The organism is Thalassovita sp. ABM4_323 (genome assembly GCF_056158665.1).
This window is the reverse complement of the sequence record NZ_JBSWTS010000007.1, coordinates 3,496,994-3,522,429: the sequence shown is the minus strand read 5'-3', so window position 1 is coordinate 3,522,429 and position 25,436 is coordinate 3,496,994. Positions and strand designations below refer to the sequence as shown.

Sequence of the window (25,436 nt, the reverse complement as noted above, 5' to 3'; positions counted from 1 at the left end):
CCCCGTTAACCCATTCGTGAACATTCGCTTGGGTGGACGAAACCGGTTTTTTTCTCTATGCGCCGGTGGCTGTGGTGGTGCTTTTTGCGCCATCGTGGTTCGGAGATAAGCAAATGCGCAGCCTTTTGATCGTTGGATTGGCCCTTGGATTGGCCCTGCCGGTGGCAATGCCCACGCAGGCGGATACCCCTATGGATCAGGTGGTGAAACAGGAACGGCGCGGGCTTTTTGGCATGTCCTCGCTGCGGCTCAGCCGTCTGTTGCGTCCCGAAGGCAAGGTCGAAGAGATCACCTATACCCGCGAATGGCTGGCTGGTCTGCCCGTCGCCAAAGGCGACGAAGAATGGTCCTGCCTGGCCGAAGCCCTGTATTTCGAGGCCCGCGGCGAAAGCGTGAAGGGCCAGTTTGCCGTGGCCGAGGTCATCCTGAACCGGGTCGACAGCGCGCGTTTCCCCAATTCGGTCTGCGGCGTGATCCATCAGGGCACCGGGCGCAAATACCAGTGCCAGTTCACCTATACCTGCGATGGCAACCCCGAGGTCGTCCACGAACATGCGGCCTATGACCGTGTTGGAAAGATCGCGAAACTGGCGCTCAGCGGTGCCCCGCGCGAACTGACCGACGGCGCCACCTACTATCATACCAAGGCCGTCAGCCCCAACTGGTCGCGCAAGTTCCCCCGGACGGCAACCATCGGTGTGCACCACTTCTATGTCCACCCGACCGAGCTGTCTCAGAAGTAGGCAGATGACGGTTTCGGCTGTTGAATGACGGTCCGCGACTGTTCTCTTGTTGGGTTTGGCGCTAGTTTGGCCGCGAATTGACTGCTGCTACCTAGGAAAGACCATGTCTCAGGAAATCAAATGGGCTTTTGCGCATCCCTCTGAACGCGCCGAGGCAACGGCCGAGGGGCCGCTGGATCGCATCTCGTTGCGCGATCACGTGGTCGAGGTCGAAATCGGTGCGTTCCAACAAGAACGCGGCACGACCCAGCGCATCCGCTTCAATATCGTGGTCGAGGTGCAGCCTTTGACCGGTCCCGTGGACGATGATGTCGATCGCATCCTGTCCTATGACCGTGTGACCGAAGCGATTGCCCACGAGCTGGCCGAAGAACGCCTGAACCTGCTGGAAACTCTGGCCGAACGTGTGGCCGAACGGATTTTGCTGGAACCTCAGGCCATGCGCGTCTTTGTGCGGATCGAAAAGCTGGATCGTGGACCCGGTGCCTTGGGCGTCGAAATCGTGCGGGCGCGTTCAGCGGCTGAGCCGGCCCCGCATCTGGATGACAAGCCCCATCCGCAGATCGTCTATCTGTCCAACGCGGCGATTCAATCGCCGTTGCTGGCGGCGTGGATTGATCAGCTTGAATCCGAGCACCGCCCCACGGTGTTGTGTGTCGGGGCGCCCGATGTCGCGGCGCCTCAGGCGGGCGCGACCATGGTGCAGCGCCGGATTGATTTGTTGGCCATTGAGCAGAACGCCTGGATGCTGGCCGGGCGCGACGCGCGCTGTGTGGTGGTCAACACCCGGACCGAGCTGGACTGGGCGATGAAGAACGATCAGATCAGCGTCTGGGCCCCGTCCAAGATTGTACTGGACGCGGTCGATGGCCCTTCGGCGCAGCCCCGCGATGCCTTGGCGCTGGTCCTGTGGTTTGCCCGCGAAATGGAGGCCGCAGACGTTCTGATCATTGGCGAGGATCTGCCGCAGGATCAGGACATGCCCCTGCGCGCAGTCGCGCTGGACGTGCGGGTTCTGTGATCTCGCAATAGGTATGATATTGATATGAAAAAGTATTATCGGCCTGTCCCGCAATCTGATTTGCTGCGCCCCGAGGGCGCGTTGACGCTGGCCGGTGGGTGGACCTGGTTCGACCGGATCGAAGTCCTCACCCGCGACGGCAGCACGTTGATCGCCGCGAAAGACGCCCCTGCCGAGGTTCTGGCACGGTTGACAGCCCCGCGCGCGTCGGTGGCTGGCCTACCTATGGAGTGCCCCACGGTGATGGGTATTCTGAACGTGACGCCCGACAGTTTTTCAGACGGAGGCGATCACAATGCCCCTGATCAGGCGCTGGCGCACGCCCGTCAGATGGTGGTCGAGGGCGCGGATCTGATCGATATTGGCGGGGAATCCACCCGTCCGGGCGCAGAATATGTGCCCATCGATCAGGAAATTGCCCGCACCGCGCCGGTGATCCGTGCGATCAAGGCTCAGATGGATATTCCGATCTCGATTGACACCCGCAAGACCGAGGTTGCTCAGGCCACCGTCGAGGCCGGCGCGGATATCGTTAACGATGTTTCTGGTTTCACGTTTGATGCTGATTTGGCTGGCTATTGCGCTGATGCGAGCCTGCCGGTGATGGTCATGCATGCGCAGGGCGATCCGCAAACCATGCAGGACGCCCCGCGCTATGACGACGTTTTGCTGGACGTCTACGATTTCCTGGAACAGCGGGTCGAGGCACTGGTCGCCGCAGGCATTCCCCGCCATCAGATCATCGTTGATCCGGGCATCGGGTTTGGCAAAACGCTTCAGCATAACCTGTTGCTTTTGAACCGTTTGTCGCTGTTCCACGCACTGGGATGCGCCATTCTGCTGGGCGTGTCGCGCAAGCGTTTCATCGGCACAATTGCGAACGCGCCTGACCCCAAGGATCGGGCCTCGGGGTCGGTGTCCGTAGGGTTGCGCGCCGTAATGGACGGGGTGCAGATGCTGCGGGTTCATGACGTGGCCGAAACCCGCTCGGCGCTGGATTTGTGGATGGCCGTGCACCGCGCCGCGTATGACGAATAAGGCCCCGATCCGGGGGATCAGGGCCTTGTTTCGTTAACCACGCATCTTGTGATGCAGCAGGATCGGGACGACCAGATCCTCTTCGTCACTCAGGTGGCGGCGCAAGAAGCCTTGCAAGGCTTCGGTTTGCTCGGCCAGCTCCGGCATCTCTTCCCCCACTTGATCCGGCGCCATTTGCGACAGCAGCAGCACGCGATTCATCGTGCGCGAGAAGCCGTCCAACAGCCCGTCCATTTCAGCGTGGTCCGTTTCCAGCATGTCCAGCCCGTGATCGAACCGATCATCGGCCGAGGACAGCTCGGGGAAGAATTTCAGGTCCTCCCACGTATGATGGCCATGCAGGTTTTGCACCAGCCCGCGGCCGTAATAGCCCAGGTTGGCGATGAACCGTTCAGGATCAATGTCCCGATCCAGCATTTGGTGGCTTTGCGCGTTCAAAAGCTCCGAAGCGGCGCGAAACCCTGCATGAGCGCCCATCCAATTGCGGATCGAGCGGGCGAAATTCGGGTGATCCGGCCACGCATCGCGTGGATAGTCCCGAAGCAGGGTCCGCAAATCTGCCGGCAAACCCTGCCGTGTATGGATGTCATAGTGTTTCATGCCCCCCAGATAGGTAGGGGTGTAATACTGTAACAGATCGCAAAATCGCACAGCTGCTATGCCCCAAATGCACAAAAGCCCCGGCGGGAAACCGGGGCTTTCGCAGCATTCAACCTTGGGGCAGGGCCCTTAGTTTTTCTCTTTGTCGACCATTTTGCCGGCCGAGATCCACGGCATCATGCCGCGCAGCTTGGCGCCGGTTTCTTCGATCATGTGCTCGTCATTGGCGCGACGCGAAGCTTTCAGCGTGGGCTGACCAACGGTGTTTTCCAGCATGAAGTCGCGGACGAATTTGCCCGACTGGATGTCTTCCAGAACGGCTTTCATGCGGGCTTTGGTTTCGTCGTATTTCAGGATGCGCGGGCCGGTGACGTACTGGCCGTATTCAGCAGTGTTCGAGATCGAGTAGTCCATGTTGGCGATGCCGCCTTCATAGATCAGGTCAACGATCAGCTTCACTTCGTGCAGACACTCGAAGTAGGCCATTTCGGGCGCGTAGCCAGCTTCGACCAGGGTTTCGAAACCGCAACGGATTAGCTCAACCAGGCCGCCGCACAGAACAGCCTGTTCGCCGAACAGGTCGGTTTCACACTCTTCGCGGAAGTTGGTTTCGATGATGCCCGAACGACCGCCACCGATGGCCGAGCAGTAGGACAGGCCGATTTCCAGCGCTTTGCCGGTTGCGTCGGTGTCGACGGCGACCAGGCAGGGCACGCCGCCGCCTTTGGAGTATTCGCCGCGCACGGTGTGGCCGGGGCCTTTGGGGGCCATCATGATGACGTCGACGCCTTCTTTGGGCTCGATCAGGCCAAAATGCACGTTCAGACCGTGGGCAAAGGCCAGGGCCGCGCCGGGTTTGATGTTGTCGTGGACGTATTTTTTGTAGGTTTCGGCCTGAAGTTCATCGGGCATGGTGAACATGATCAGGTCACACCAGGCAGCGGCCTCGGCGATGCCCATCACTTGCAGACCTTCACCTTCGGCTTTCTTGGCCGAGGGCGAGCCTTCGCGCAGGGCGACGACAACGTTTTTCGCACCCGAGTCACGCAGGTTCAGCGCGTGGGCGTGGCCTTGCGAGCCATAGCCCAGGATGGCCACTTTCATGTCTTTGATCAGGTTGATGTCGCAATCGCGATCGTAATAGACGCGCATTTTGGCGCTCCTTCCTTTGTTTTTCTGAGCCGGATCATACGCTGTTTGGGTGAAATCAACAGATTAGTCCTGGCGGAAAATGGGGGCTAGACGTTCTTTTCATTCTTCAAAAAATATCATAGTGAAAGATTCATGCTTGATGATCTGGACCGACGCATTCTGCGCTTCATGCAGAACGACCCCGAACAGTCATTGCCGGATTTGGCGAATCTGTTGGGGATGACGACCTCGCGCCTGTCGCGACGGCTGGAGAAGCTGCGCGAGGCCGGAATTTATCGCGGTCAACGGGCGGTGATTGATTGGCGCGCGCTTGGCTTTACAGTCGAGGTATCGCTGCGCATCACCCTGGACAAAACCCAGACCCGCGCCTTTGACGATTTCATCGAAGCCGCCCGCGCCATCCCCGAGGTGATCGAGATTCAGACCTTCTTGGGCCGGGTGGATGTGCGCCTGTCGGTGATCGCGCGGGACATGGCGCATTACCAGCAGATTTACCGCGCGCAAATTCTGACGCTGCCTCATATCAACGATATCGAGGCCCTTATGCATGTCGCCCGCATCAAATCCGAAGAGGCGTTGCCGCTATGATTGATCTGGACGAGATTGACCACAACATCCTGCTGGCCTTGGCGCAGGATGCAACGCTGAACGCCAGCACGTTGGGGCGCCGTTTTGGTTTGTCGCAGCCTGCGACCTGGCGGCGGGTCAAACGGCTGACCGATGCCGGGGTGATCGCGGGGCGCCGCCTGGATCTGGATCGGGAAAAGCTGGGCTTTGGCGTGACCGTTTTTCTGGGCGTCAAACTGGCCACCAAGGGGCGCGTCAGCCTCGAGGATTTCGAACGTGCTGTCAGTGCCATCCCCGAGGTGCAAACGGTCGAACACGTGCTGGGCATGTATGACTATCGCCTGCGGGTCACGGCCCGCGATATCGCTGATTTTGAACGGGTGCTGCGCCGCCGGGTGATGACCCTGCCGGGGGTGGGGGACGTGGAAGCAAACGTTTTGCTAAGCGAAGAGCGCCGCCCCGGTCCCCTTGGGGAAAGCAACGATTGAGCCTTGGACATGTGCGCGCGTCGCGGCGTATCCTTGGCCCAAAGGTAAAGGAGACCCGCAGATGCCCGCATTGCTTGATACCGTGGATCCGGATGGATTGCAGGAATTTTCCGTCGTTTTCACCGACCGGTCACTGAACCATATGTCGGCTGCCTTTCAGCAGGTGATGCGCGATATCTCGGATATGTTGAAAGAGGTCTACAACGCGGATGGCGTGGCGCTGATCCCCGGTGGTGGCACCTATGGGATGGAGGCCGTCGCGCGCCAGTTCGGCCATGATGCCCACGCGATGATCGTGCGCAATGGTTGGTTTTCCTATCGCTGGAGCCAGATATTCGAGGCCGGGGAATTCGCCGCGCAGACCACGGTGTTCAAGGCGCGGCAGACCGGAAACGGCGCACAATCGCCGTTTGCTCCGGCCCCGATTGACGAGGTCACCGCCGCCATCCGCGACGCGCGCCCCGACGTGGTGTTCGCCCCGCATGTGGAAACCAGTGCCGGGCTGATCCTGCCGAATGACTACATCACCGCGCTGGCGCAGGCCGCGCACGAGGTCGGCGCGCTGATGGTGTTGGACTGCATCGCCAGCGGTTGTGTCTGGGTGGACATGCAGGCCACGGGCGTGGACGTGTTGATCTCGGCGCCGCAAAAGGGATGGTCAGCCTCGCCCTCGGCGGGGTTGGTGATGATGTCGAACCGCGCGTTGGAGAGGTTGGAAAGCTCGACCTCGGACAGCTTTGCCATCGACCTCAAGAAATGGCATGCGATCATGCAGGCCTATGAAAACGGTGGTCATGCCTATCACGCGACCATGCCGACAGATGCTCTGCGCGCCTTCCGCGATACCATGGCAGAGACCCGCGCATACGGATTCGAGAAACTGCGCGAGGCGCAATGGCGCTTGGGTGACAGTGTTCGGGCCATGCTGGCGCAAAAAGGTATAAAATCCGTTGCCGCCGATGGCTTTGGCGCGCCGGGCGTTGTTGTCAGCTATACCAATGATCCCGGTGTCCAGAACGGCAGCAAATTCGCGGCGCAAGGCATGCAGATCGCGGCCGGGGTGCCGCTGGCCTGTGACGAGCCCGAGGGGTTCATGACCTTCCGGTTGGGGCTGTTCGGGCTGGACAAGCTCTATGATGTCGAGGGCACGTTGGCGCGCCTGCGCCCGGTGCTGAACGCGGTTTTGGACGAAGAATAGGGGGCGATCATGCGAAAACTTATCCTCTTGGTGACACATGGCGGCGCTCTGGCCATCGGCTTTGCGCTGGGGATTTACCTGCTGCCGATTCTGACCGCACCAGACAGCCCCGACGCCGCCGAACTGGCCCAGATGGCGCAGGATGCTGAATACACGGCCGAGTTTACCCGCGATCTGAAGGGCAGCGATTTCCTGCATTGGGGCGAGGGCACCGTGTCGGTCTCGGCGGACCGGGTTGTGCACGAGGGCGCGCTGGCGCCGGGGCCGGATTACAAAATGTATCTGGTGCCCGAATTCGTGACTGACGAGGCCGAATTCGAGGCCGTCAAAGACCGCTCGACCCAGATCGGCGATGTCAAAACCTTTGGCGGGGTCATCGTGGATGTCCCGCAAGGCATTGATATCAATGATTATACCACGGTGCTGATCTGGTGCGAGGCGTTTGGCGAATTCATCACCGCCGCCAAGTACCGTTAACGGGTGCCCAGCCCCATTTGCATCATCGTCTTGCGTACCGGCCCCAGCGAGTAGATCGCGTTCAGCCCCATGGCGCGCAGGTCCCGCAGGGGGCGGGCCTCCATCATCGAGGCGCGGTTCAGCAGGTCGATCCCAGCCACGCGGGCGCGGACCTCGGTATGGCGGCGACGGTGGAAGGTTTCCAGCATCTTGGCGTCGCCCAGCTGATCGGGGTTGGCCTGCGCCAATTCCAGCAGCACCCGCATATCGCCTAGCGACATATTCAGCCCCTGCGCGCCGATGGGCGGCACCACATGCGCGGCCTCGGCGACCAGCGCGACGCGCTCGGCATACATGCGCTCGGCCACTTGGCTGATGATCGGCCAGACCGTCCGGCGCGAGGCCAGCGTCAACGGGCCGAACAGCGAGCAGGATCGTTCAGTCATCGCGGCCTCGAACTCGGCCTCGGGCAGTTTGGACAGGCGCAGGACCTCGGGGCCCTCTTCCATCCAAACGATCGCCGAGGACGGCAGGCCGTTGTGATCGGGCAGGGGCACCAGCGTGAACGGCCCGCCCGAGCGGTAAATCTCGGTCGAGACATTTTCATGCGGGATCGGATGCGTCACGGCAAAGGCCAGCGCCTTTTGCCCATAGCGGGTGGTTTTCACCTTCACGCCCGCGGCCTCGCGCACGGGTGAGTTGCGCCCGTCGGCGGCGATCACCAGCTTGCACCGGATCTGGCTGCCATCGGTCAGGCCCACGCGGGCCTCGGCCTGGCGGGTGAACAGGGTGGCGGTGCCGGTGCCGGGGCGGAACTCGACGTTTGGCAGTTCGGCCAGACGGGCCAGCATTTCACGGCGCAACAGCCAGTTGGGCAGGTTCCAGCCGAACGGCTGTTCCGAGATGTCAGCGGCGTTAAAATCCTTCACGATGCGTGGCTTGGGCTCGGCCCCGCCCGCATCCACGATACGCATGATTTGCAGCGGCGCGGCATGAGCATCCAGACGGTCCCAGATGCCGGCCTGTTCCAACAGCGTTTGCGAGGGCTGAAGAAATGCCGTGGTCCGCAGGTCCGATCCTTCGGCGTCCCGCTCGGTCACGGGCGGGGTGGGATCGACACATAAAACGGAAAAGCCAGTTGCGCCAAACAGGGCTGCGGCGGTCAATCCGGCGACACCGCCGCCGGAGACCAGAATATCAACGGTTTGGAATTCAGTGCTCATCTTCGAGGCCTCCTGTCCGGCAATCTAGTGCTGAACAGCGGGGCATTCCAAGCGGCATCCTGTCATCCCTGCGCTTTAGCCGCGCGAAATGATGATCAACATCACGTACATCACCGGCACCATGGCCAGAGCAGGGATGTAAAGGCCTGGAATACCGAAGAAAAATACCGAAGCGCCCCAGGCCACAACGGCCAGAAGGGTGATCAGCAAAATCATAATCTCGGTGGAAATTTTCTTGGTCGGTGCGGCGGGGCCGGTCGAGGCGTCAATCGCGGTCATGAGGGGTCCTTTCCTGAAACTGAGGCTGATCTAGCATTCAGGTTCTTGAATGGAATGGATCGGATTGCCGCAGTGCGGCGACGTGTCCGGCTTGAAACTTCGCCCGCGCGGATCAGGTCAGGCGCGACAGGAAATCCCTCAGGTCATCGGTGTGGTGGTGGATGTGATCGGCGTCATGCGGATCGGGCGCAACGTGAACGGTTCGCATCCCCATTGCATGCGGCGCGGCCAGATTGCGGGGGTCATCCTCGAACATCGCGGCCGAACCGGCGGGCAAGCCATCCTTGCGGAATATGCGCGCAAAGGCCTCGGGCTCGGGTTTGGGCAGAAATCCCGCGTCCTCGACGCCGTATACCGCGTCAAACAATCCATCCAGCCCGCGCGCCTCGAGCACCCTCTGCGCGTAGGGGGCGCTGCCGTTGGTATAGACAATCTTGCGGCCGGGCAGAGCGCGGATTTGCGCGGCTAGTTCGCTGTCTTTTTCCAGATGTTCCAAAGAAATCGCATGAACATCAACAAGATAGGGTTCGGGGTCCAGGTCATGTTCGCGCATCAGCCCGGCCAGCGTGGTGCCATAAGTCTGCCAATAGTGATGGCGCAGATGGTTGGCGCGTTTCTCGTCCACACCCAGTTCAGCCATCACATACGCGGTCATGCGCCGCTCGATCTGGTCGAACAGACGGGCCTGGGGCGGATACAGGGTGTTGTCCAGATCAAACACCCAGTGGGTGACATGCAAGAAAGACTGTTTCGGCATAGTCGGACGCTAGGGGGGCGCGACGAAAGGCGCAAGAGCCAAGGGTTGATCGCGATGCAAACGCTTGTCTACTGTACCCGGATGTACGACGCGCGGCAGAAAAAAGGAAACGCAGTGCAAAGGGATGCCTATTCGCTCATTCTTGAGGCAATCGATACCGGCGTATACCGTCCCGGTGACCGGCTGGTGGAAAGCGAGCTGGCCGACCGTTTCGGTGTGTCGCGCACACCGATCCGCGAGGCGTTGCAACGGCTGGAAACGCAATCTCTGCTGACTCGCGACGGGCGCAGCCTGATCGTGGCCTCTTTGGATCACAACCAGCTGTCCGAACTCTATGTGGTGCGCGCCGAGCTTGAAGGTCTGGCCGCCCGTCTGGCCGCCCGACACGCCACCAAAGAAGAGGTCCGCGTGTTGCGCGATATGGTCGAAGAGGATGCGGCGCTGCTGGGGGATCCGTCTGCATTGTCGCGCGCGAACCGGCGGTTCCACAAACAGATCCATCTGGCCTCGCACAACCGGTATCTGGTGCAGCAGCTGGATCTGGTGCATCGGTCCATGGCGCTGATGGCGACGACGTCTTTGGCCGCCGAAGGCCGTGGCGAGGACGCGCTGGCCGAACATGATGCGATCGTGCGGGCGATCGAAAACCACGACGAGGACGGGGCGTATAAGGCCCTGAAAAATCACATCTCCAAGGCTTTTGTTACCCGGTTGAAGCTGGACGCCTCGGTCTGATTTTCCGCCGGTTTGGCCGTGTTCAACGAATGCCCGTGCTGGGTTTTGTCCCAATAAAACGGGGCGAAAATCAGCTCGTACAGGGCCTTGTAAGCGGCCAGAACCCCCAACGGAAAATAGAAATGCATCGTCGGCACCCAGGGCAACAGGTGGCGATGAGCCGGACCGGATACAGCGACAAAGCCAGCCATCATAGTGCACAGCTCGGCTCCGAAAAACAGCACGGCCATGGTGCTGATCCAGTCCTGGGACACGAGCAACGGCAAGGGATGGGGCAGGCCCAGAACGATCATCCACATCGACCAGAGCAGTGGCGCCAGCAGGAATTGCGATAGCGCCGTTACAAAGTGCATCTGAAAGCCCACAAATTTGCGCAGGCCCAGCTGGCGCAGCAAAACCCGCGGCTGTCGCATATGCACCAGATAGGTCACCATATAGCCCTTCAGCCAACGTGATCTTTGCTTGACCCACGGAATTGTATGGCAATTAGCCTCTTCGCGGGTGGTGGTCGGCAACATCTCGGTACGGTAGCCATGGCGCGCCAGACGAAAGCCCAGGTCTGCGTCCTCGGTCACGTTGTGGGCATCCCATCCCCCCAGTTTTTCCAGGGCCTCGCGTTTGAAATACAGGGTGGTGCCCCCCAGCGGGATCGCAAAACCCAGCCGCTCCATGCCGGGCATCATCACGCGAAACCAGGTGGCATATTCAATGGTGAAACACCGCGCCAGCCAGTTTTGACGCGCGTTGTAATAGTCCAGAACCCCCTGCAAACAGACCAGATCGTCGGGGCCTTCGGCAAAGCGCTGCGCGACCTTTTCCAACTGATCGGGGGCGGGGGCGTCCTCGGCGTCGAAAATGCCGACGATGTCGCCGCGACAGAAATCCAGCGCATAGTTCATGGCGCGCGGCTTGGTTTTGGGCTGGCCTTCGGGAACCACAACCACGCGCATCCAGTGGGGCAAGTCGGCCATTGCAACGGCCTCGCGCGTGACGCTGTCATTTTCCTCGAGCACCAGAACAACGTCCAGAAGATGCTTGGGATAGTCCAGCCGTTCCAGTCGCTTTAACAGGGCGTGCGCGATCTCGCGTTCCCGAAACAGCGGGACCAAAACCGAGATAACAGGACGATCGCGCGGTGGGCCATTTGCGGGCCCAAGGATACGCGGCGCATGCGCCCCGCCCCGACTGACAAAGGCGACAAGGGACACAAGTCGCATCGAACACGCTACCAGCAAGGTAAAGCTGGCCCAGGCAATCAGGACAGAGAAGACCCAAAGCGGTTTCCAAACCAGAAAAATAAGCGCCGCAGTGGTCAGCAACACCATAAGCCGCATCCGCCAACGCGTGTCATGCCCCCAGATGCGGCAGCTCTCGATATCGGGGACACGTTCCGAGGCCTCTTGGGTCAGCTCGGCGCGAAACAGTTGTGCGATCCGTGCCTGCAAAGCCTCGCGCGTGGTGACCAGTGGCACGACAACCCCGAAATCATGTTGGATCGCCTGGAGGCTCGTCTGGAACTGGTCGGGGCGCGCTGTGGCCACATAGGTCACCCCCTGATCTTCATACAGCGGCAGGATAAGGTGCCTGAGATAGGTCCGGGCCTGCGCGGCGCTCAGCAGCTTTGGATCCGTCACCAGATCGTCCAGCTGCACGCAGCGTGTGCCCATCCATTCGGCGCTGATCTCGGCAAACCCGGTATTGCTCAGGATGTTTTCGGCCACCAGAACGTCGCCCAGATCCGCACTAGAGCCGCGCAGCTGAGATCGGGCACGCAACAATTGCGACGCCGACAGAATATCCAGATCCATCAGGTACTGCCCCAGCGACCTTTGCCGGATCTGATAGGGCAGACGTTCCTGAAACGTCACGATGATCTCTCCTGGTTTGGCCAGAATAGATCATCGGGGGCGGACAGTTAACGCGCGGTTAACGTGTGTTTATTTCTGTTAAGCTTTGCGCGCGGCCATGTTGTCGGCGAATCGCTCGAACAGATAGAAGCTGTCCTGCGGGCCGGGGCTGGCCTCGGGGTGGTGCTGCACGCTGAACACGGGGCGATCATCCATCGCGATCCCGCAGTTCGAGCCGTCAAACAGCGACACGTGGGTTTCGCTGACACCGTTGGGCAGGCTTTGGGCATCCACGGCGAACCCGTGGTTCATCGAGGTGATCTCGACCTTGCCAGTGCCATGTTCCTTGACCGGGTGGTTCGCACCATGGTGGCCGTGGTTCATCTTGATGGTCTTGCCACCCAAGGCCAGGGCCAGCATCTGGTGGCCCAGGCAAATGCCAAAGACCGGCAGGTCAGCGTCCAGCACCGATTTGATCATCGGCACAGCATATTCACCGGTGGCCGCCGGATCGCCGGGGCCGTTCGACAGGAACACACCGTCGGGATTGTGGGCCAGCACCTCTTCGGCGGTGGCGGTGGCGGGCAGCACGGTCACGTCACACCCGGCCGAGGCCAGGCAGCGCAGGATGTTGCGTTTGGCGCCGAAATCGACGGCAACGACCTTGTGTTTGGGCGCGTCCTGCACCGGATAGCCATCGGGCCAGGCCCACCGCATCTCGTTCCACTTATAGGACTGGGCGCAGGTGACCTCTTTGGCCAGATCCATGCCTTCCAGACCGGGGAAGGCCCGCGCCTGGGCGACCAGCGCCTCGATGTCAAAATTGCCCTCGGGGTCGTGGGCCAGCGCCACATGCGGCGCCCCGGCTTGACGGATGGCGCGGGTCAGGCGGCGGGTATCCACACCACCGATGGCGATGCGGCCGCGCTGTTCCAGCCAATCGGCCAGACGGCCCGCCGAGCGCCAGTTGCTGGGCTCGGTCGGGTCCCATTTCACCACCATGCCAGCGGCGACAGGATCGGCGGTTTCGTCATCCTCGGGGGTGATGCCGGTGTTGCCGATATGGGGGAAGGTAAAGGTCACGATCTGGCCCGCATAGGACGGGTCGGTCATGATTTCCTGATAGCCGGTCATGGCGGTGTTGAAACACAGCTCGGCCTGGGCCACCCCGGTTGCGCCGAAGCCCATACCATAGAAGACAGAACCGTCAGCCAAGGCCAGGCAGGCGGTCGGGCGGGAAGAGGGCGTCTGGGCCATGATGCGAGTCTCCTGAGGGGTGGCAAATTGCTTGGGTAATATGGTCCGACGGCAGCGGGGTCAAGAGGCAGAACACAGCGAAAGGGCCGCTTTCTGCGGCACTCTTGGGCTGTTGAAAACAAGGGGGCTGACGTCGGGGAGGGGATGCTTGCTACGGGATATCGGATTGGGTAGTGTCCGCCTCTGGATGCATACCCAAGGGGATGGGACTTCGCACATGAGAGACAAGATCAATTCGGCCCTGAAACAGGCCATGAAGGAAAAGGCAGCGGACAGACTGTCGACCCTGCGCCTGATCAATGCGGCGATCAAGGATCGGGACATCGCCCTGCGCGGCGAAGGCAAGGACGAAGGGGTCGCCGATTTTGAAATCCTGGCGATCCTGGGCAAGATGGTGAAGCAGCGCCAGGAAAGCGCGCGCACCTATGAAGAGGGCGGTCGTCTGGACCTGGCCGAGCGGGAACTGTCCGAGATCTCGGTGATCGAGGAATTCCTGCCCCGCCAATTGTCCCAGGCCGAGGCCGCCAAAGCCGTGGACGAAGCCATCGCCGAGATCGGCGCCAGCTCGATCCGGGACATGGGCAAGGTCATGGGCGCGCTGAAGGCCAAGTTCACCGGCCAGATGGATTTCGGCGCCGTGGGTCCCATGGTTAAGGATAAGTTGTCGGGCTGACTGGTCCTCGAATGTCATAGGAAAGGGGCCCGCGTGGCCCCTTTTTCATGCGCGGTTGCGCAGGTCGTCCAGGGTGCGGGTCAGTTCGTTGAACAGCTCTTTGCGTTCGTCCTCGGACAGGAACCGGCCGATCTCGGCGGCGCGGCCGTTGCCGGTCAGCGTCACGTAAAATGGCACGGGGCCAGCACTGACATGCATTTCAACCCGGGCCCAATAGGCGTTGCATTCCCACAGGTATTCGCTGCCATCCGCGGCGCGGTGATGCAGCTCCAGCATGTTGTCAGGGCGCAGGCTAAGCAGCTCGAGGATATCGCCATCGCGATAGGATTTTTCCAGGCCCCACCACAGCGCGCCGATCACGGCCAGAATAAACGGCAGCAGCCCCCACAGAAACACGGTGCCCAGCAGGCCGTACAGGGGGATCGTGCCCAACACAAAGGCCATGAGGATCATCGCGGCAAAGCCCTTGCGCGGTAAAGAGCGGTGCGGCCACAGGCGCAGGATCTCGGTACTGTTGGAATCGTTGGTCCAAAGATAGGGCATGGATGTTGGTATAGATTTCACACGGCGAATGTCGATGGTCCGATCGCCGCAGACTGGCAATTGGCCAAAAGAAAAGGCCCCGCATAAGCGGAGCCTTTCGAAGTTTTGGATCAGGGGCGCCTTAGTGGGCGTGACCCTTGTCCCAGTCCTCGCGCTTGGGCAGCGTTTCGAACGTGTGTTCGGGCGGCGGCGAGGGCAGGGTCCATTCCAGAGTATCCGCATACTCGTTCCAGGGGTTCGCGGCGGTCTCTTTCTTACCCTTCAGCAGGGCGTAGATCACGATGCCGAAGAACAGGATGAACGAAGCGAACGAGATCATGGCACCAATCGACGAGATCTTGTTCCAGTAGGCAAATGCCTCGGGATAGTCGATGTAGCGGCGCGGCATGCCCTGACGACCCAGGAAGTGCTGCGGGAAGAAGGTCAGGTTGACGCCGATGAAGAACAGCCAGAAGTGAATCTTGCCGAAGAACTCGGAGTACTGACGCCCTGTCATCTTGCTGAAGTAGAAGTAAATCCCAGCGAAGATGGTAAAGGCTGCACCCATGGACATGGTGTAGTGGAAGTGCGCCACGACGTAGTAAGTGTCGTGATAGGCGCGGTCCACACCGGCCTGGCTCAGAACGATACCGGTCACACCACCGATGGTGAACAGGATCAGGAAGCCAAAGGCGAACAGCATCGGGGTTTTGAATTCGACCGAGCCGCCCCACAGGGTTGCGATCCAGCTGAAAATCTTAACCCCGGTGGGCACCGCGATGACCATCGTGGCCAGCATGAAGTAGCTCTGCTGCGTCAGCGACATGCCAACGGTGTACATGTGGTGCGCCCACACGACAAAGCCCAGACCACCAATGGCGATCAGCGCCCAGACCATCGGCAGATAGCCAAAGACGGGCTTGCGCGCGAAGGTGCCGAACACGTGGCTGACCAGGCCGAAACCGGGCAGGATCACGATGTACACCTCGGGGTGACCAAAGAACCACAGAATGTGCTGGTACAGGATCGGGTCGCCGCCACCGGACGGATCAAAGAAGGTGGTGCCGAAGTTCCGGTCCGTCAGCAGCATGGTGATGGCGCCGGCCAGAACGGGCAGCGACAGCAGGATCAGCCACGAGGTAACAAAGATCGACCAGGCGAACAGCGGAACCTTGAACAGGGTCATGCCAGGGGCACGCATGTTCAGGAAGGTGGTGATCATGTTGATCGCGCCCAGGATCGAGCTGGCGCCCGACACGTGCACGGCAAAGATCGCCAGGTCCATGGACATACCGCCTTCGAGCGTGGACAGCGGCGGGTACAGAACCCAGCCAACGCCCGAACCCAGCTGGCCGTTGCCGCCGGGGCTGAGCATCGAGGCCACACCCAGTGCGGTACCGCAGAAATACAGCCAGAAGGACAGGTTGTTCATGCGCGGGAACGCCATATCCGGCGCGCCGATTTGCAGCGGCATGAAATAGTTCCCGAAACCGCCGAACAGGGCGGGGATCACCACGAAGAACATCATCAGGACGCCGTGATAGGTGATCAGCACGTTCCAAAGATGGCCATTCGGGGTACAGGGGTCAGCCATGAAGCCTTCGAGGCACATGTACTGAACGCCGGGCTCCATCAGCTCCAGGCGCATGTAAACGGTGAAACATACCGAGATCAGGCCGACGATGGCGGACGTGATCAGGTAAAGGATACCAATATCCTTGTGGTTGGTGGACATGAACCAGCGGGTGAAGAAACTGCGCTGGTCTTCGTGTCCGTGGCCATGGATGGCTGCGTCTGCCATACTCTGCCTCCTATTGGTGTGAGTAAAGGCGCAGAGAGGTTCTGCGCCCGCGGTCCAATTCTGGTTTTAGAATGTCGCTGCCTTGGCGGCAATCGCGTATATTGATGTAGATCAAATAATTTTGTCGCACCCTCTTGAAGATCGCCCCCGGTTTTCAGGCTTTTGCCGACTTTGGTCCTGTGGGGGATGCTGTCAGGGGGAAAGGGCCGGGCAGGGTGGCGCCAGGTCTGCGATTTTGGCGAATCTCCTGTTGGGTCAATTCGCCACGTAAAAGGCGCGCGACCGATGCCGCGCGCCTGTGTTGAATCCGATAGCCTGAGAACCGGGATTATTCGGTTGCTGCGGCTTCTTCTTCGGCCTCAGGGGCTTCGGGGGCGGGCGAAACCGTGGCCAGATAGGCCGCGACGTCTTCGCCACCCTTCTTTAGCTTGAAGGACATTTTCGACTTGGCTTTGCCGTCGCCGGTGACCTCTTTCAGATAGGCTTTGGGGTCAGCAACATAGGCCGCAACCGAGGTTTCGTCCCAAATCAGGCCGCCTTCACCGGCTTCAACCAGCGACGCGCCGTATTTGAAGCCCTCGACCGAACCAGCCTGACGACCGATGATGCCGTACAGGTTGGGGCCGGTTTTGCCGCCTTTTTGGATTTTGGTGCCATCATCAGCCACGACCATGTGGCAGGATTTGCACTTTTTATACAGCTTCTCGCCTTTTTCAGCGTCCCCTTCGGCGAATGCGGGGGTGGTCAGCGCGATCAGGGCTGCGGTGGCGGTCAGAAACTTCATTGGGAATCTCTCCTCTTTGCTGAGAATACCTAGCGTCCGAGGGGGAATGTAGGCCCATAGCGCACCCGCGCCAATGCGACTTTCGCGTGACATCCTGCCTCAGCCCGCCGGAAATGGAAAAAACCGGCGCGAAGCCGCCCATGACCAAGATCAGTACACTTTAGAGCCGGATGCAAATGGCGTCACAACGGCTTTTGATTCTGGACAAAGCACGCTAAGAGGCAAGGACGAATTCCAGGGCGCATCCCGCGCACAGAACCAAAGCACAGAGGGCGACCATGACCACCAAGGTATTCATCGACGGCGAAGCAGGCACAACCGGGCTCCAGATCCGCGACCGCCTGATCCAACGCCCGGACGTGGAACTGGTGCAGATCGACCACGCGTTGCGCAAGGATGACGCGGCCCGGAAAGCCGCCTTTGCCGCCGCTGATGTGGCGATCCTGTGCCTGCCGGATGACGCGGCGCGTGCCGCCGTGGCGCTGTCGGCGGATCTGGACACGCGGATCATCGACGCCAGCACGGCGCACCGGGTGAACCCCGACTGGGCATTTGGTCTGCCCGAGCTGTCCAGCGCTCAGGCCGAGCGGATCAAAACCGCGCGCTATGTGGCCAATCCTGGCTGCTATTCGACCGGGGCCATTGCGCTGCTGGCGCCGCTGGTCAGCGCAGGGCTGGTGCCCGCGGATGCGCCGATCACCATCAACGCTGTTTCGGGCTATACCGGTGGCGGCAAGGCGCTGATCGCTGAATATGACGAGGGCACCGCGCCTGCGCATTTCGTCTATGCCACGGGGCAAAAACACAAACACCTGCCCGAGATTGTTGAATATGCCGGGCTGTCCGGCACCCCGATCTTTGTGCCGGCGGTTGGGAATTTTGCTCAGGGCATGGCCGTGCAAATTCCGCTGCATCTGGGCGCATTGGGCGCGGGCGCCACAATGGAATCGATCCACGCCGCGTTGACCGAGCATTACAGCGCAGGTGGCAATATCAGTGTCACTCCGATCGAGGATCAGGACAGCCGCATCGACCCCACCGCGCTTAACGATACCAACCGTCTGGAAATCTCGGTGCGCGGAGACGCCGACACGGGCCGGATCGTTCTGATTGCTGTGCTGGACAACCTGGGCAAGGGCGCCTCGGGGGCCGCAGTGCAGAACCTGGACCTGATGATCGGCGCCTGAAAGCTGTTTGACATGAGATGAAACGCCGCCCCATGAGGCGGCGTTTTTTATTCGTCTCCAAACACCGCATCGAACGATGCGCGCAGCACCACGTCCAGATCGGTCATGCTGACGGGCAGGCCCAGATCGACCAGGCTGGTGACCCCATGTTCGGTGATGCCGCAGGGCACGATGCCGCTGAAATGTTCCAGGTCCGGTTCCACGTTGATCGAGATCCCGTGAAAACTGACCCATTTGCGCAGGCGGATGCCGATGGCGGCGATCTTGTCCTCTTGGGGCTGGCCATTGATGCCCAATGGCTTGTCCTGCCGCTGTACCCAAACGCCCACGCGCCCCTCGCGGATTTCGCCACGGACGTTGAACTGATCCAGCGTGGCGATCACCCATTCCTCGAGCATCTGAACAAACTTGCGAATGTCGCGTCCGCGCTTGTTCAGGTCCAGCATCACATAGGCCACGCGTTGCCCCGGACCGTGATAGGTATATTGCCCGCCACGTTTGCTGTCATAGACGGGGAAGCGGTCGGGATCGGTCAGGTCTTCGATCTTGGCAGATGTCCCCGCTGTATACAGCGGCGGATGCTCCACCAGCCAAATGCATTCCGAGGCCTCGCCCGCATGAATCGCGGCGACTCGATCCTCCATAAAGCGTACAGCCGCGTCATAATCGGTCAGTCCGTCTGACGTGATCCACTCGATCATTGGGGTTTTTTCTCCGTCTGCGTCAACCCAAGGCGGTTTTCGCGCTTTTTTAGTCGCCTCAATCTCAAAAGCTGGGCTAACCTGATTCCATTGGTTCATAGTTATAGGGAGCGGAGGGAATGTTTTCCAAGTCGCTAAAGACGACACTGGCCGCATCGCTGATTGCGACGTCCATGTCCACACCGGTATTTGCAGATAATCTGGGGGCCGCGATTGTTGGCGGGATCATCGGCGGAGCGCTGATGAACGGCGCCAACAAACCCAAGAAACGCTATACCGGAAATACAGTCGCCCGGCAGCAAAACCGCGAGGCGCAATCTGCACTCAACTATTTCGGCTTTCCGGCAGGTACGCCTGACGGTGTGATGGGATCGCGTTCGCGCGCGGCCGTGTCGCAATACCAGGTGTTCATGGGCTATCCCGCAACCGGGCGGCTGACACAATACGAGCGGGACTTCCTGGTCTCGTCGCACCAGCGCGCTCAGATCGGTGGCCCGCAGGTCATCAAGGCCATGCAGGGCCCCCAAGGAGTGCGCGGCCTGCTGATCACCTGGCGGGATGAAGCACAGGGCACCCGGACCGCCTATTCGGGGGGCTATGGCGGCGTGCCGATCGAGGTCAGCCAAGCCATTGACGAGATCGCCTCCAGCACCGAACCCAGCGCCGAGCAGCTGATGCAGCGCTCGGGGTTCATGCAACTGGCGGATCTGAACAATGATGGGAAAAACGACTATATCCTGGATACCTCGGTGTCGGGCAGCTCGTTCTGGTGCGGGGCTTCGCATTGCACTGTGATGGTGTTTGCGTCGGCGCCGCAGGGATATCGCCGGATTGATTTCCAGGCCCGTGGCGTGACGCCGGCCAGTTTCTCGTGTCATTTGACCAATTGTTCGCTGAATGACGCAGGCACCACGATGCAGGCGGCAGCGCCCGCGCCTGCACCGGCCCCAGCTCCGCAACCAACCGGACCGACCACAGTGATGACCTCGGGCCAGGCCCCGACGCAGCAGGGCGGAGGGCTTGGTGGTATTCAGCCCTTTACCATGGCCGGGGACGAACAGCAGAAACCCTCGTTGGCCAGCCATTGCAGCAAGGTCAGCCTGCTGACCAACTCGAATGGCGGCTTCATGACGGTGTCCAACATGACCGATCCTGATCTGGCGCTGAGCGAGCAATTCTGCCTGACCCGCACCTATGCCATTGGCTCGGGCGAGTCGTTGGTGGCCAAGGTCCAGGGCGTCAGCCAGGCGCAGATCGACGCGCAATGCGATGCCTTCGGACCCGCGCTGCAACCCTATGTGAACAGTCTTGGCGCCAAAGAGGCCCCAGCTGTGCGCAGCGATGTGCAAAAATTCGTTCTGGGATCGAACATGTCGATGGATCAACTCAGCAGCACCGCCAAGATCTGCCTGTATTCCGGCTATCGTCGTGACGATCTGGACGTGGCCCTGGGGGCGGCGTTGTTGATGGTGGCCGTGGGGCAGACCCCCTATGCCGAGCTGGTCGGACACCACCTGTCGCAGGGCTTTGGTGCGCCGCAATCCGCCGCCCGGGCCGCCCCGTGGTACGATATGGCGATCCAGGCGTTGCAGGGCGGGGCCGAACCGGCCTTTGCACCCGGTCAGCCCGAGCGGATCGAGATGATCAAGGCCGCCTCGGATGCGTTGAATGGCAATGGGATGCCCAAACCCAGCCCGGCGGCTGCACTGCCCAGCTTTGTGATCAAGTAGGGGCTTGATCCCCCGTTGCCGGGGCCATCGCCTGTGCGTGGCCCCGGTTGAGCGCGATGGGATCCTGTGCCCTCACGCGCAACCGTGTTTTCCCCCTTCACAACCGATCACAGCTCGTCTATACGGCCCCCCGACTACCTAGATCACGTGCGGCCGTGGCGGAATTGGTAGACGCGCAGCGTTGAGGTCGCTGTTCCTTAACCGGAGTGGAAGTTCGAGTCTTCTCGGCCGCACCAAAAATCCCTTTAAGTAATTGAAAGATAAAGAAAAAAGATTGTGGCGCTTTTGGTTGCCCCACAATCGGTCCCACACCCAAAGCGGGCTTAGTTTTGCGCTTTGATCCCTTCCGTGACCATTGAGCCATTCAAAAGCGACGCGTGTCGCGCCGCTGGAAGTGCAAGGGTCGTTTACAATGCGCAAACAAGTTGGCGATGACTTTAGTCAGTTTCTGACATCAAGGCTTCGGCCAGACCCTGATCGAGAACGAGATGTGTTACCAGGCCACCTTTGATCGCAGCGCGGGTCGCGTCTTGGCGATCCTTCCCGCACACCACCAAAAGCCGTTTGCGGGCGGATTTCATGCCCTCGAGTGAGGCCGCGATGACGCGGCTGTAGGGGGCCGCGCGTACTTCTTCGCCATTCCCGTCAATATAGCGACAGCAGATAATACCCAAAGCGCCGTCAACCCGAGCCTGCTTTAGCTCGGCAGCAGAGGCAATTCCGGCCGCGACCATATGGGTATCGTCGCTGACATCGCCGATCGAAGCGAGGGTCATATCCATCTGTGACAGACGAGAAAGCTGCGTTTGGATTGTTGCCTCTGCCATCAGGGCCGTTGCCAGGTCCTCGCTCGAGACAATGCCCGGCGCATGCAAGGTGTGGCAGCTGGCGCCGAGCTTGTTTGCGACCTCGATGGCGCAGATTTCCGAGGCTGGAACCCGCTCGGAATCCTGTGACCCGATAAGCTGGCACACTTCTGTTTGCGGCACGTGATGGCGGGGCATGGCCTGCGCGACAGCGGCGATGGTTTCGCCCCAGGCCACACCGACGCGATCGCCGGGTTCAACAATGTCCATGGTCGCCATCGCGGCCACCCGGGCGACCTGGGCCAACAGGTCGTTGCGACTTGTTTCATGCCCCTCGGCGGCATTCATGGCGATGTACACATCTTGCAGGCCGAAATGATCGCGCAGGTCGCGCGCCAGGCTTGACGCTGCAAATAGCTGACCATCGACACGAATTTCCACAATGCCCCGTTCGCGGCATTCCCTGAGCATGTTCACAATGGTTGCGCGAGACAGCTTATAGCGCTTAGCGATCTCGCTTTGCGTCAGGCCTTCGCCATAGTAGAGCAGCGCAATGTTGGATAGGATTGCCTCTTTATCATGGGAGCCGGTCAGTGTTCTTTGGGTCTTGCTCATGTTCTATTTACTAACGACTTTTGCGCCGGATTGCCCATAATTTTTCCGGAACCAATTGTAGCAGCGGTCAATTTCTTCCTGGGGCAGTTCCTCGACCGGACCTCGCGTCATCGCCAGATGCGTGGTCATCGCGGCTTCTTCCAGATACATCGCGTTCGAGGTCGCCTCTTTCGCAGATGTCCCCATGGTGAAAACGCCGTGGGCTTTGACCAGCACGGCCCAACCACCTTCGGCCGCCTCCAGGACGGCCTCGCCCGTGTCCACTTCACCGGGGGTCGCGTAACGCGAACAGGGCACGTCGCGGCCCAGCATATGGGTGATGGGGGTCATCACGGCCGGAATGCGTTCGCCGCGGGCGGCAAAGCTGCTGGCATAGGGGGAATGGGTGTGGGCGACGCCAAACACATCGGCGCGGTGGCGGTAGATATATAGGTGAATGCCAGTGTCGACCGAAGGTTTCATCTCGCCCTCGATCACATTGCCCTCAAGATCCACAACAACCATCGTGTCCGGGGTGAGCTTGGCGAATTTCACGCCGGACGGCTTGATCACCACCAGCCCGGTTTCCGGGTCGCGGCCCGACACATTGCCGCCCGAGCCGACGACCAACCCATTGGCGGGAAGCTCGTGGTTTTGCTCGCAAACGATTTCTTTTAGTTCTTCAAGCATAGACCAGCTCCTTTTTTCCGTCGGGGATGCCGTGCGGATAGACGACGATTTTCAGGGATTTTTCGGCCTCAACCAGCATGCGGAAGGCTTCTGCGCTGTCGCTGATGTCAAAGCGATGCGAGATCGCCTCGTCCGCCTTGATGCGCCCAGCCTCAAGCAGGCGGATATAGCTGTAGGTGTCCGTATGATCCGAGCTGTAGCGCGACGTGACTGTGATCTGGTCGAAATAGGCCTTGTGGCCGTCCTGCACCCATTCTGCCTCGGGTGGAAGAGGCGCGCCAAGGTGCAGGCAGCCGCCCACCTCGACCAGATCCATCGCCTGTTTCCAGGCTGAGGCAAAGGGCGCGATCACAATGACCGTGTCGGCCAGGCGCCCGTTGTTCAGCTCGCGCATGGCCGCGACCGCGTCCTCAGTCTTGGGATTGATCGTATGCGTCGCGCCAAAGAACCTGGCCTTTTCCAGCCGCCAATCCGAAAAGTCCAAGGCCACAACCTTACCGGCGCCAAAAAGCGGGGCGAGGTGGACAAAGCCCTGACCCATAAAGCCAGCCCCCACCACAGCGACTGTGTCTCCGGGTTGGATGTTGCACTGCTTTAGCCCGGACAGAACACAGGACCAGGGTTCGATGGTAACGGCTGCTTCGTCCGAGATGCTGTCGGGCAGTTTGTGCGTGTCCATCGCCAGATGCTGCGCCGTCACGCGGAAGTATTCGCAAACCCCACCCGGATCGAGCCGCATGGTTTTGTAAAACGGATCTCGGGTGAAATGGCCGCGCCGCGACAGGTGGCTGTTCACTCGTCCCACGTGGTGGTTCACGAAGACCCGGTCGCCCACCTTATAGTCTGTGACGCCCGCGCCCACCTCGACAACCTCGCCAGACGGCTCATGGCCAAGCACCTTAGGTTCTGTCTTGTACCAGGCCATGGTTTCACCGCCGCACAGACCGCAGGCGCGCGTTTTTAACAGCAACTCTCCGGGTCCGATTTCGGGGACAGGACGCTCTTCTAGGCGAATGTCATCAATGGCGTATTGAACCGCCGCTTTCATCATGTTGCTCATGGATTTGGGTCCTTGGCTGAGTTCAAGTCTTCCTGAAGGCGCTGCATGGCCGTCGAAATCAGCGCGTAGCGCCGATAGACATCGCAATAGGCCGCATGCGCCGTTTGATCGCTTTGATAGACATTTTGCGCCTCGGTCCGTTGGGCCAGCGAGATCGGATCCCCCTGGCCAGCAGCGGCAGCGCCGATGCAGGCCGCCCCCCACAGGCCCTGATCCGACGCTTGGCTGACGATCACGTCCTGACCGATGATGTCGGCAATGATCTGGCACCACACCGCGTTCTTTGAGCCGCCGCCGGTCAATTGCACCGGTTCGGTGGGCAGGCCCGAATGGCTTTCAAAGCAGTGGCGCAGGCTCATCGCGGTGCCTTCCATCACGGCCCGGCCCAGATCGGCTTTGGTCGTGCTGGCCCGCAACCCGTGAAAACCCCCGCGAATGTCCGGGGACACAAAGGGCGCACGTTCGCCGTTCAGATAGGGCAGGAAGGTGACGCCATTCGCGCCAACCAGCACCGTTTTAACCAGGGCGTTGAGCTTTTCGGCCACCTCGTCCGGTGTGTCCCCGCCCAGGGTATTGGGGTGCAGGGCTGTGAACCAGTCAAAGGCAGCCGCCCCGGTAGAGGGGGCCAGAATTCGAATGATGACGTCGCTGGTGGGGTGCAGCGCCGAGGCGCCAACGGGCTGCGGAACACGGTCCGCCGTGTCCGTCAGAATATTGACTACGGCGGTGGTTCCCATGATCAGCATCGTCTGACCCGGCTGGTCCAGCCCCATCCCGACGATCATCGCCGCCAGATCCAACGTGCCGACCGAGACCGGCAGGCCAGCGGGCAGGCCGATTTGGGCTGCCACATCCCCGCTCAGCCGTCCCAGGGCTTCGGTCGCGCGGCGCGGCTTTGGCAGTTTTGGTTTCAGATCTGCGCAATCAATGGCAGCAAACTGGGCGTCGCTGTAATCGCGCGTTTCAAGATCCATGAAGGGAATAGAGCCGTTGGACAGATCCGTCGCAATGGCGCCTGTCAGACGATAGCCAATCCAGTCTGCGCAGGTGAAGACGGTCGCAATTCTGTCTGCACCGCCCTTTGGCTGTGACTTCAACCACCGCCAGAGCATCCCCGATGTCCCTGGCCAGATCGACGTGCCTGATCCGATGCCGAGAACGTCTGTGCACCCGCTGTTTCCGAGGGCTTCCAGATCGTCGGCCGCGCGGGTGTCGTTCCACAGAATTGCGTTGCCGGCGGGCTGACCCTTGCCATCCAGAGCCCAGAACCCGTCTCCTTGGGCGCAAACCCCGATGGAGCAGATGGCCTGTCCTGCACAGGCCCGCGCCACGTCGGCAAGGCAGGCAACAGCGCTTCTCCAAACCACTTCCATGTTTTGCTCGGCATATCCGGGCCCGCTGCGCAACACGGTTGTGTCGCGTTCTGCGCGGGCGACCGACGTCCCGTCTGGTCGGTAGGCAGCCGCTTTGATGGCCGTTGTTCCGACATCCAAACCAAGTCTCAATTCGCTCAATGTCCGTCCTCCT

The 25,436-nt window shown here is 60.7% G+C and carries 26 protein-coding genes and 1 tRNA gene; 12 read left to right on the top strand and 15 right to left on the bottom strand.

Going from position 1 to position 25,436, the window contains the following annotated elements; all coding sequences use genetic code 11:
• The first annotated feature begins 113 nt into the window (after positions 1 to 113).
• The 3 genes from ACXADQ_RS19880 (at position 114) to folP (ending at position 2,802) form a co-directional block, all read left to right on the top strand.
• Positions 114 to 743 carry a cell wall hydrolase gene (locus tag ACXADQ_RS19880; protein ID WP_475325535.1) on the top strand — a complete coding sequence of 210 codons (630 nt, stop codon included), beginning with the start codon at positions 114 to 116 and terminating at the stop codon, positions 741 to 743.
• Between the two features lie 103 nt (positions 744 to 846).
• Positions 847 to 1,764, top strand: a complete 918-nt coding sequence (locus ACXADQ_RS19875; protein WP_475325531.1) for a dihydroneopterin aldolase — start codon at positions 847 to 849, stop codon at positions 1,762 to 1,764.
• Between the two features lie 24 nt (positions 1,765 to 1,788).
• The gene (folP, locus tag ACXADQ_RS19870; protein WP_475325526.1) at positions 1,789 to 2,802 is read left to right on the top strand and encodes a dihydropteroate synthase; all 1,014 of its coding nucleotides are present in this window, start codon (positions 1,789 to 1,791) and stop codon (positions 2,800 to 2,802) included.
• A gap of 33 nt (positions 2,803 to 2,835) precedes the next feature.
• On the opposite strand, the gene ACXADQ_RS19865 is transcribed toward folP, so the two are convergent.
• The gene (locus ACXADQ_RS19865; RefSeq protein ID WP_475325522.1) at positions 2,836 to 3,402 is read right to left on the bottom strand and encodes a hemerythrin domain-containing protein; all 567 of its coding nucleotides are present in this window, start codon (positions 3,400 to 3,402) and stop codon (positions 2,836 to 2,838) included.
• Between the two features lie 129 nt (positions 3,403 to 3,531).
• Positions 3,532 to 4,554, bottom strand: coding sequence for a ketol-acid reductoisomerase (ilvC, locus tag ACXADQ_RS19860; RefSeq protein WP_475325518.1), 1,023 nt, complete (start codon positions 4,552 to 4,554; stop codon positions 3,532 to 3,534).
• A gap of 132 nt (positions 4,555 to 4,686) precedes the next feature.
• Here ilvC and ACXADQ_RS19855 point away from each other — a divergent pair, with 132 nt between their 5' ends.
• The 4 genes from ACXADQ_RS19855 to ACXADQ_RS19840 all read left to right on the top strand — a co-directional run bounded on the left by ACXADQ_RS19855 (position 4,687) and on the right by ACXADQ_RS19840 (position 7,284).
• Positions 4,687 to 5,142 carry an Lrp/AsnC family transcriptional regulator gene (locus ACXADQ_RS19855; protein WP_475325513.1) on the top strand — a complete coding sequence of 152 codons (456 nt, stop codon included), beginning with the start codon at positions 4,687 to 4,689 and terminating at the stop codon, positions 5,140 to 5,142.
• Positions 5,139 to 5,609, top strand: coding sequence for an Lrp/AsnC family transcriptional regulator (locus ACXADQ_RS19850; protein WP_475325509.1), 471 nt, complete (start codon positions 5,139 to 5,141; stop codon positions 5,607 to 5,609). The genes ACXADQ_RS19855 and ACXADQ_RS19850 overlap by 4 nt, the downstream gene beginning before the upstream one ends.
• Before the next feature lie 61 nt (positions 5,610 to 5,670).
• Positions 5,671 to 6,807 (top strand): aminotransferase class V-fold PLP-dependent enzyme, encoded by a 1,137-nt coding sequence (locus ACXADQ_RS19845; RefSeq protein WP_475325505.1) that lies wholly within the window; start codon positions 5,671 to 5,673, stop codon positions 6,805 to 6,807.
• A gap of 9 nt (positions 6,808 to 6,816) precedes the next feature.
• Positions 6,817 to 7,284, top strand: coding sequence for a DM13 domain-containing protein (locus ACXADQ_RS19840; RefSeq protein WP_475325501.1), 468 nt, complete (start codon positions 6,817 to 6,819; stop codon positions 7,282 to 7,284).
• Here the strand turns inward: ACXADQ_RS19840 and ACXADQ_RS19835 are convergent.
• The 3 genes from ACXADQ_RS19835 to ACXADQ_RS19825 all read right to left on the bottom strand — a co-directional run bounded on the left by ACXADQ_RS19835 (position 7,281) and on the right by ACXADQ_RS19825 (position 9,522).
• On the bottom strand, positions 7,281 to 8,486 hold the full coding sequence (locus tag ACXADQ_RS19835; protein ID WP_475325497.1) for a UbiH/UbiF family hydroxylase: 1,206 nt from the start codon (positions 8,484 to 8,486) through the stop codon (positions 7,281 to 7,283). The two genes, ACXADQ_RS19840 and ACXADQ_RS19835, sit on opposite strands and share 4 nt — an antisense overlap.
• 75 nt (positions 8,487 to 8,561) lie before the next feature.
• Complete coding sequence (locus ACXADQ_RS19830) at positions 8,562 to 8,765, bottom strand: hypothetical protein (RefSeq protein ID WP_475325493.1); 204 nt, start codon at positions 8,763 to 8,765, stop codon at positions 8,562 to 8,564.
• A 112-nt stretch (positions 8,766 to 8,877) separates the two neighbouring features.
• Positions 8,878 to 9,522 (bottom strand): pyrimidine 5'-nucleotidase, encoded by a 645-nt coding sequence (locus ACXADQ_RS19825; RefSeq protein WP_475325489.1) that lies wholly within the window; start codon positions 9,520 to 9,522, stop codon positions 8,878 to 8,880.
• An 81-nt stretch (positions 9,523 to 9,603) separates the two neighbouring features.
• Here ACXADQ_RS19825 and ACXADQ_RS19820 point away from each other — a divergent pair, with 81 nt between their 5' ends.
• Positions 9,604 to 10,257, top strand: a complete 654-nt coding sequence (locus tag ACXADQ_RS19820) for a GntR family transcriptional regulator (RefSeq protein WP_475326110.1) — start codon at positions 9,604 to 9,606, stop codon at positions 10,255 to 10,257.
• Here the strand turns inward: ACXADQ_RS19820 and ACXADQ_RS19815 are convergent.
• Complete coding sequence (locus ACXADQ_RS19815) at positions 10,206 to 12,125, bottom strand: glycosyltransferase (RefSeq protein WP_475325485.1); 1,920 nt, start codon at positions 12,123 to 12,125, stop codon at positions 10,206 to 10,208. The genes ACXADQ_RS19820 and ACXADQ_RS19815 overlap by 52 nt on opposite strands.
• A gap of 78 nt (positions 12,126 to 12,203) precedes the next feature.
• A complete protein-coding gene (gene carA / locus ACXADQ_RS19810; protein WP_475325481.1) occupies positions 12,204 to 13,361 on the bottom strand; it encodes a glutamine-hydrolyzing carbamoyl-phosphate synthase small subunit in 1,158 nt (385 codons plus the stop codon).
• 217 nt (positions 13,362 to 13,578) lie between these two features.
• On the opposite strand from carA, the gene ACXADQ_RS19805 reads away from it, so the two are divergent.
• On the top strand, positions 13,579 to 14,034 hold the full coding sequence (locus tag ACXADQ_RS19805; protein WP_475325476.1) for a GatB/YqeY domain-containing protein: 456 nt from the start codon (positions 13,579 to 13,581) through the stop codon (positions 14,032 to 14,034).
• A gap of 45 nt (positions 14,035 to 14,079) precedes the next feature.
• On the opposite strand, the gene ACXADQ_RS19800 is transcribed toward ACXADQ_RS19805, so the two are convergent.
• From ACXADQ_RS19800 to ACXADQ_RS19790, 3 genes are all read right to left on the bottom strand, one after another.
• Positions 14,080 to 14,577: a DUF2244 domain-containing protein gene (locus ACXADQ_RS19800; protein ID WP_475325472.1), complete on the bottom strand. Its 498-nt coding sequence runs from the start codon at positions 14,575 to 14,577 to the stop codon at positions 14,080 to 14,082.
• A 121-nt stretch (positions 14,578 to 14,698) separates the two neighbouring features.
• The gene (gene ctaD, locus ACXADQ_RS19795) at positions 14,699 to 16,357 is read right to left on the bottom strand and encodes a cytochrome c oxidase subunit I (RefSeq protein ID WP_475325468.1); all 1,659 of its coding nucleotides are present in this window, start codon (positions 16,355 to 16,357) and stop codon (positions 14,699 to 14,701) included.
• Positions 16,358 to 16,685: 328 nt separating this feature from the next.
• Positions 16,686 to 17,141, bottom strand: a complete 456-nt coding sequence (locus ACXADQ_RS19790; RefSeq protein WP_475325464.1) for a c-type cytochrome — start codon at positions 17,139 to 17,141, stop codon at positions 16,686 to 16,688.
• Positions 17,142 to 17,419: 278 nt separating this feature from the next.
• On the opposite strand from ACXADQ_RS19790, the gene argC reads away from it, so the two are divergent.
• Positions 17,420 to 18,328, top strand: a complete 909-nt coding sequence (gene argC / locus ACXADQ_RS19785) for an N-acetyl-gamma-glutamyl-phosphate reductase (protein ID WP_475325462.1) — start codon at positions 17,420 to 17,422, stop codon at positions 18,326 to 18,328.
• A 47-nt stretch (positions 18,329 to 18,375) separates the two neighbouring features.
• Here the strand turns inward: argC and lipB are convergent, their stop codons facing one another.
• Positions 18,376 to 19,029 (bottom strand): lipoyl(octanoyl) transferase LipB, encoded by a 654-nt coding sequence (lipB, locus tag ACXADQ_RS19780; protein WP_475325460.1) that lies wholly within the window; start codon positions 19,027 to 19,029, stop codon positions 18,376 to 18,378.
• 119 nt (positions 19,030 to 19,148) lie between these two features.
• On the opposite strand from lipB, the gene ACXADQ_RS19775 reads away from it, so the two are divergent.
• Positions 19,149 to 20,759: a peptidoglycan-binding domain-containing protein gene (locus tag ACXADQ_RS19775; protein WP_475325457.1), complete on the top strand. Its 1,611-nt coding sequence runs from the start codon at positions 19,149 to 19,151 to the stop codon at positions 20,757 to 20,759.
• A 149-nt stretch (positions 20,760 to 20,908) separates the two neighbouring features.
• Positions 20,909 to 20,995: transfer RNA gene (locus ACXADQ_RS19770), tRNA-Leu, on the top strand.
• A 201-nt stretch (positions 20,996 to 21,196) separates the two neighbouring features.
• Here the strand turns inward: ACXADQ_RS19770 and ACXADQ_RS19765 are convergent.
• The 4 genes from ACXADQ_RS19765 to ACXADQ_RS19750 are packed head-to-tail and all read right to left on the bottom strand — an operon-like array spanning position 21,197 to position 25,423.
• On the bottom strand, positions 21,197 to 22,180 hold the full coding sequence (locus ACXADQ_RS19765) for a sugar-binding transcriptional regulator (RefSeq protein ID WP_475325455.1): 984 nt from the start codon (positions 22,178 to 22,180) through the stop codon (positions 21,197 to 21,199).
• 3 nt (positions 22,181 to 22,183) lie between these two features.
• Complete coding sequence (locus ACXADQ_RS19760; RefSeq protein ID WP_475325451.1) at positions 22,184 to 22,849, bottom strand: class II aldolase/adducin family protein; 666 nt, start codon at positions 22,847 to 22,849, stop codon at positions 22,184 to 22,186.
• Positions 22,842 to 23,909: an alcohol dehydrogenase catalytic domain-containing protein gene (locus ACXADQ_RS19755; RefSeq protein WP_475325448.1), complete on the bottom strand. Its 1,068-nt coding sequence runs from the start codon at positions 23,907 to 23,909 to the stop codon at positions 22,842 to 22,844. The genes ACXADQ_RS19760 and ACXADQ_RS19755 overlap by 8 nt, the downstream gene beginning before the upstream one ends.
• On the bottom strand, positions 23,906 to 25,423 hold the full coding sequence (locus ACXADQ_RS19750; protein WP_475325445.1) for an FGGY-family carbohydrate kinase: 1,518 nt from the start codon (positions 25,421 to 25,423) through the stop codon (positions 23,906 to 23,908). The genes ACXADQ_RS19755 and ACXADQ_RS19750 overlap by 4 nt, the downstream gene beginning before the upstream one ends.
• Positions 25,424 to 25,436: the final 13 nt, after the last annotated feature.

Coding starts and splice junctions, on each gene's coding strand:
- carA (WP_475325481.1), bottom strand. CDS start 13,361: ATGGCCCAGACGCCCTCTTCCCGCCCGACCGCCTGCCTGGCCTTGGCT.
- folP (WP_475325526.1), top strand. CDS start 1,789: ATGAAAAAGTATTATCGGCCTGTCCCGCAATCTGATTTGCTGCGCCCC.
- ACXADQ_RS19845 (WP_475325505.1), top strand. CDS start 5,671: ATGCCCGCATTGCTTGATACCGTGGATCCGGATGGATTGCAGGAATTT.
- ilvC (WP_475325518.1), bottom strand. CDS start 4,554: ATGCGCGTCTATTACGATCGCGATTGCGACATCAACCTGATCAAAGAC.
- ctaD (WP_475325468.1), bottom strand. CDS start 16,357: ATGGCAGACGCAGCCATCCATGGCCACGGACACGAAGACCAGCGCAGT.
- ACXADQ_RS19790 (WP_475325464.1), bottom strand. CDS start 17,141: ATGAAGTTTCTGACCGCCACCGCAGCCCTGATCGCGCTGACCACCCCC.
- ACXADQ_RS19805 (WP_475325476.1), top strand. CDS start 13,579: ATGAGAGACAAGATCAATTCGGCCCTGAAACAGGCCATGAAGGAAAAG.
- ACXADQ_RS19865 (WP_475325522.1), bottom strand. CDS start 3,402: ATGAAACACTATGACATCCATACACGGCAGGGTTTGCCGGCAGATTTG.
- ACXADQ_RS19760 (WP_475325451.1), bottom strand. CDS start 22,849: ATGCTTGAAGAACTAAAAGAAATCGTTTGCGAGCAAAACCACGAGCTT.
- ACXADQ_RS19765 (WP_475325455.1), bottom strand. CDS start 22,180: ATGAGCAAGACCCAAAGAACACTGACCGGCTCCCATGATAAAGAGGCA.
- lipB (WP_475325460.1), bottom strand. CDS start 19,029: ATGATCGAGTGGATCACGTCAGACGGACTGACCGATTATGACGCGGCT.
- ACXADQ_RS19875 (WP_475325531.1), top strand. CDS start 847: ATGTCTCAGGAAATCAAATGGGCTTTTGCGCATCCCTCTGAACGCGCC.
- ACXADQ_RS19850 (WP_475325509.1), top strand. CDS start 5,139: ATGATTGATCTGGACGAGATTGACCACAACATCCTGCTGGCCTTGGCG.
- ACXADQ_RS19840 (WP_475325501.1), top strand. CDS start 6,817: ATGCGAAAACTTATCCTCTTGGTGACACATGGCGGCGCTCTGGCCATC.
- ACXADQ_RS19820 (WP_475326110.1), top strand. CDS start 9,604: ATGTACGACGCGCGGCAGAAAAAAGGAAACGCAGTGCAAAGGGATGCC.
- ACXADQ_RS19825 (WP_475325489.1), bottom strand. CDS start 9,522: ATGCCGAAACAGTCTTTCTTGCATGTCACCCACTGGGTGTTTGATCTG.
- ACXADQ_RS19835 (WP_475325497.1), bottom strand. CDS start 8,486: ATGAGCACTGAATTCCAAACCGTTGATATTCTGGTCTCCGGCGGCGGT.
- ACXADQ_RS19880 (WP_475325535.1), top strand. CDS start 114: ATGCGCAGCCTTTTGATCGTTGGATTGGCCCTTGGATTGGCCCTGCCG.
- ACXADQ_RS19755 (WP_475325448.1), bottom strand. CDS start 23,909: ATGAGCAACATGATGAAAGCGGCGGTTCAATACGCCATTGATGACATT.
- argC (WP_475325462.1), top strand. CDS start 17,420: ATGACCACCAAGGTATTCATCGACGGCGAAGCAGGCACAACCGGGCTC.
- ACXADQ_RS19775 (WP_475325457.1), top strand. CDS start 19,149: ATGTTTTCCAAGTCGCTAAAGACGACACTGGCCGCATCGCTGATTGCG.
- ACXADQ_RS19800 (WP_475325472.1), bottom strand. CDS start 14,577: ATGCCCTATCTTTGGACCAACGATTCCAACAGTACCGAGATCCTGCGC.
- ACXADQ_RS19830 (WP_475325493.1), bottom strand. CDS start 8,765: ATGACCGCGATTGACGCCTCGACCGGCCCCGCCGCACCGACCAAGAAA.
- ACXADQ_RS19855 (WP_475325513.1), top strand. CDS start 4,687: ATGCTTGATGATCTGGACCGACGCATTCTGCGCTTCATGCAGAACGAC.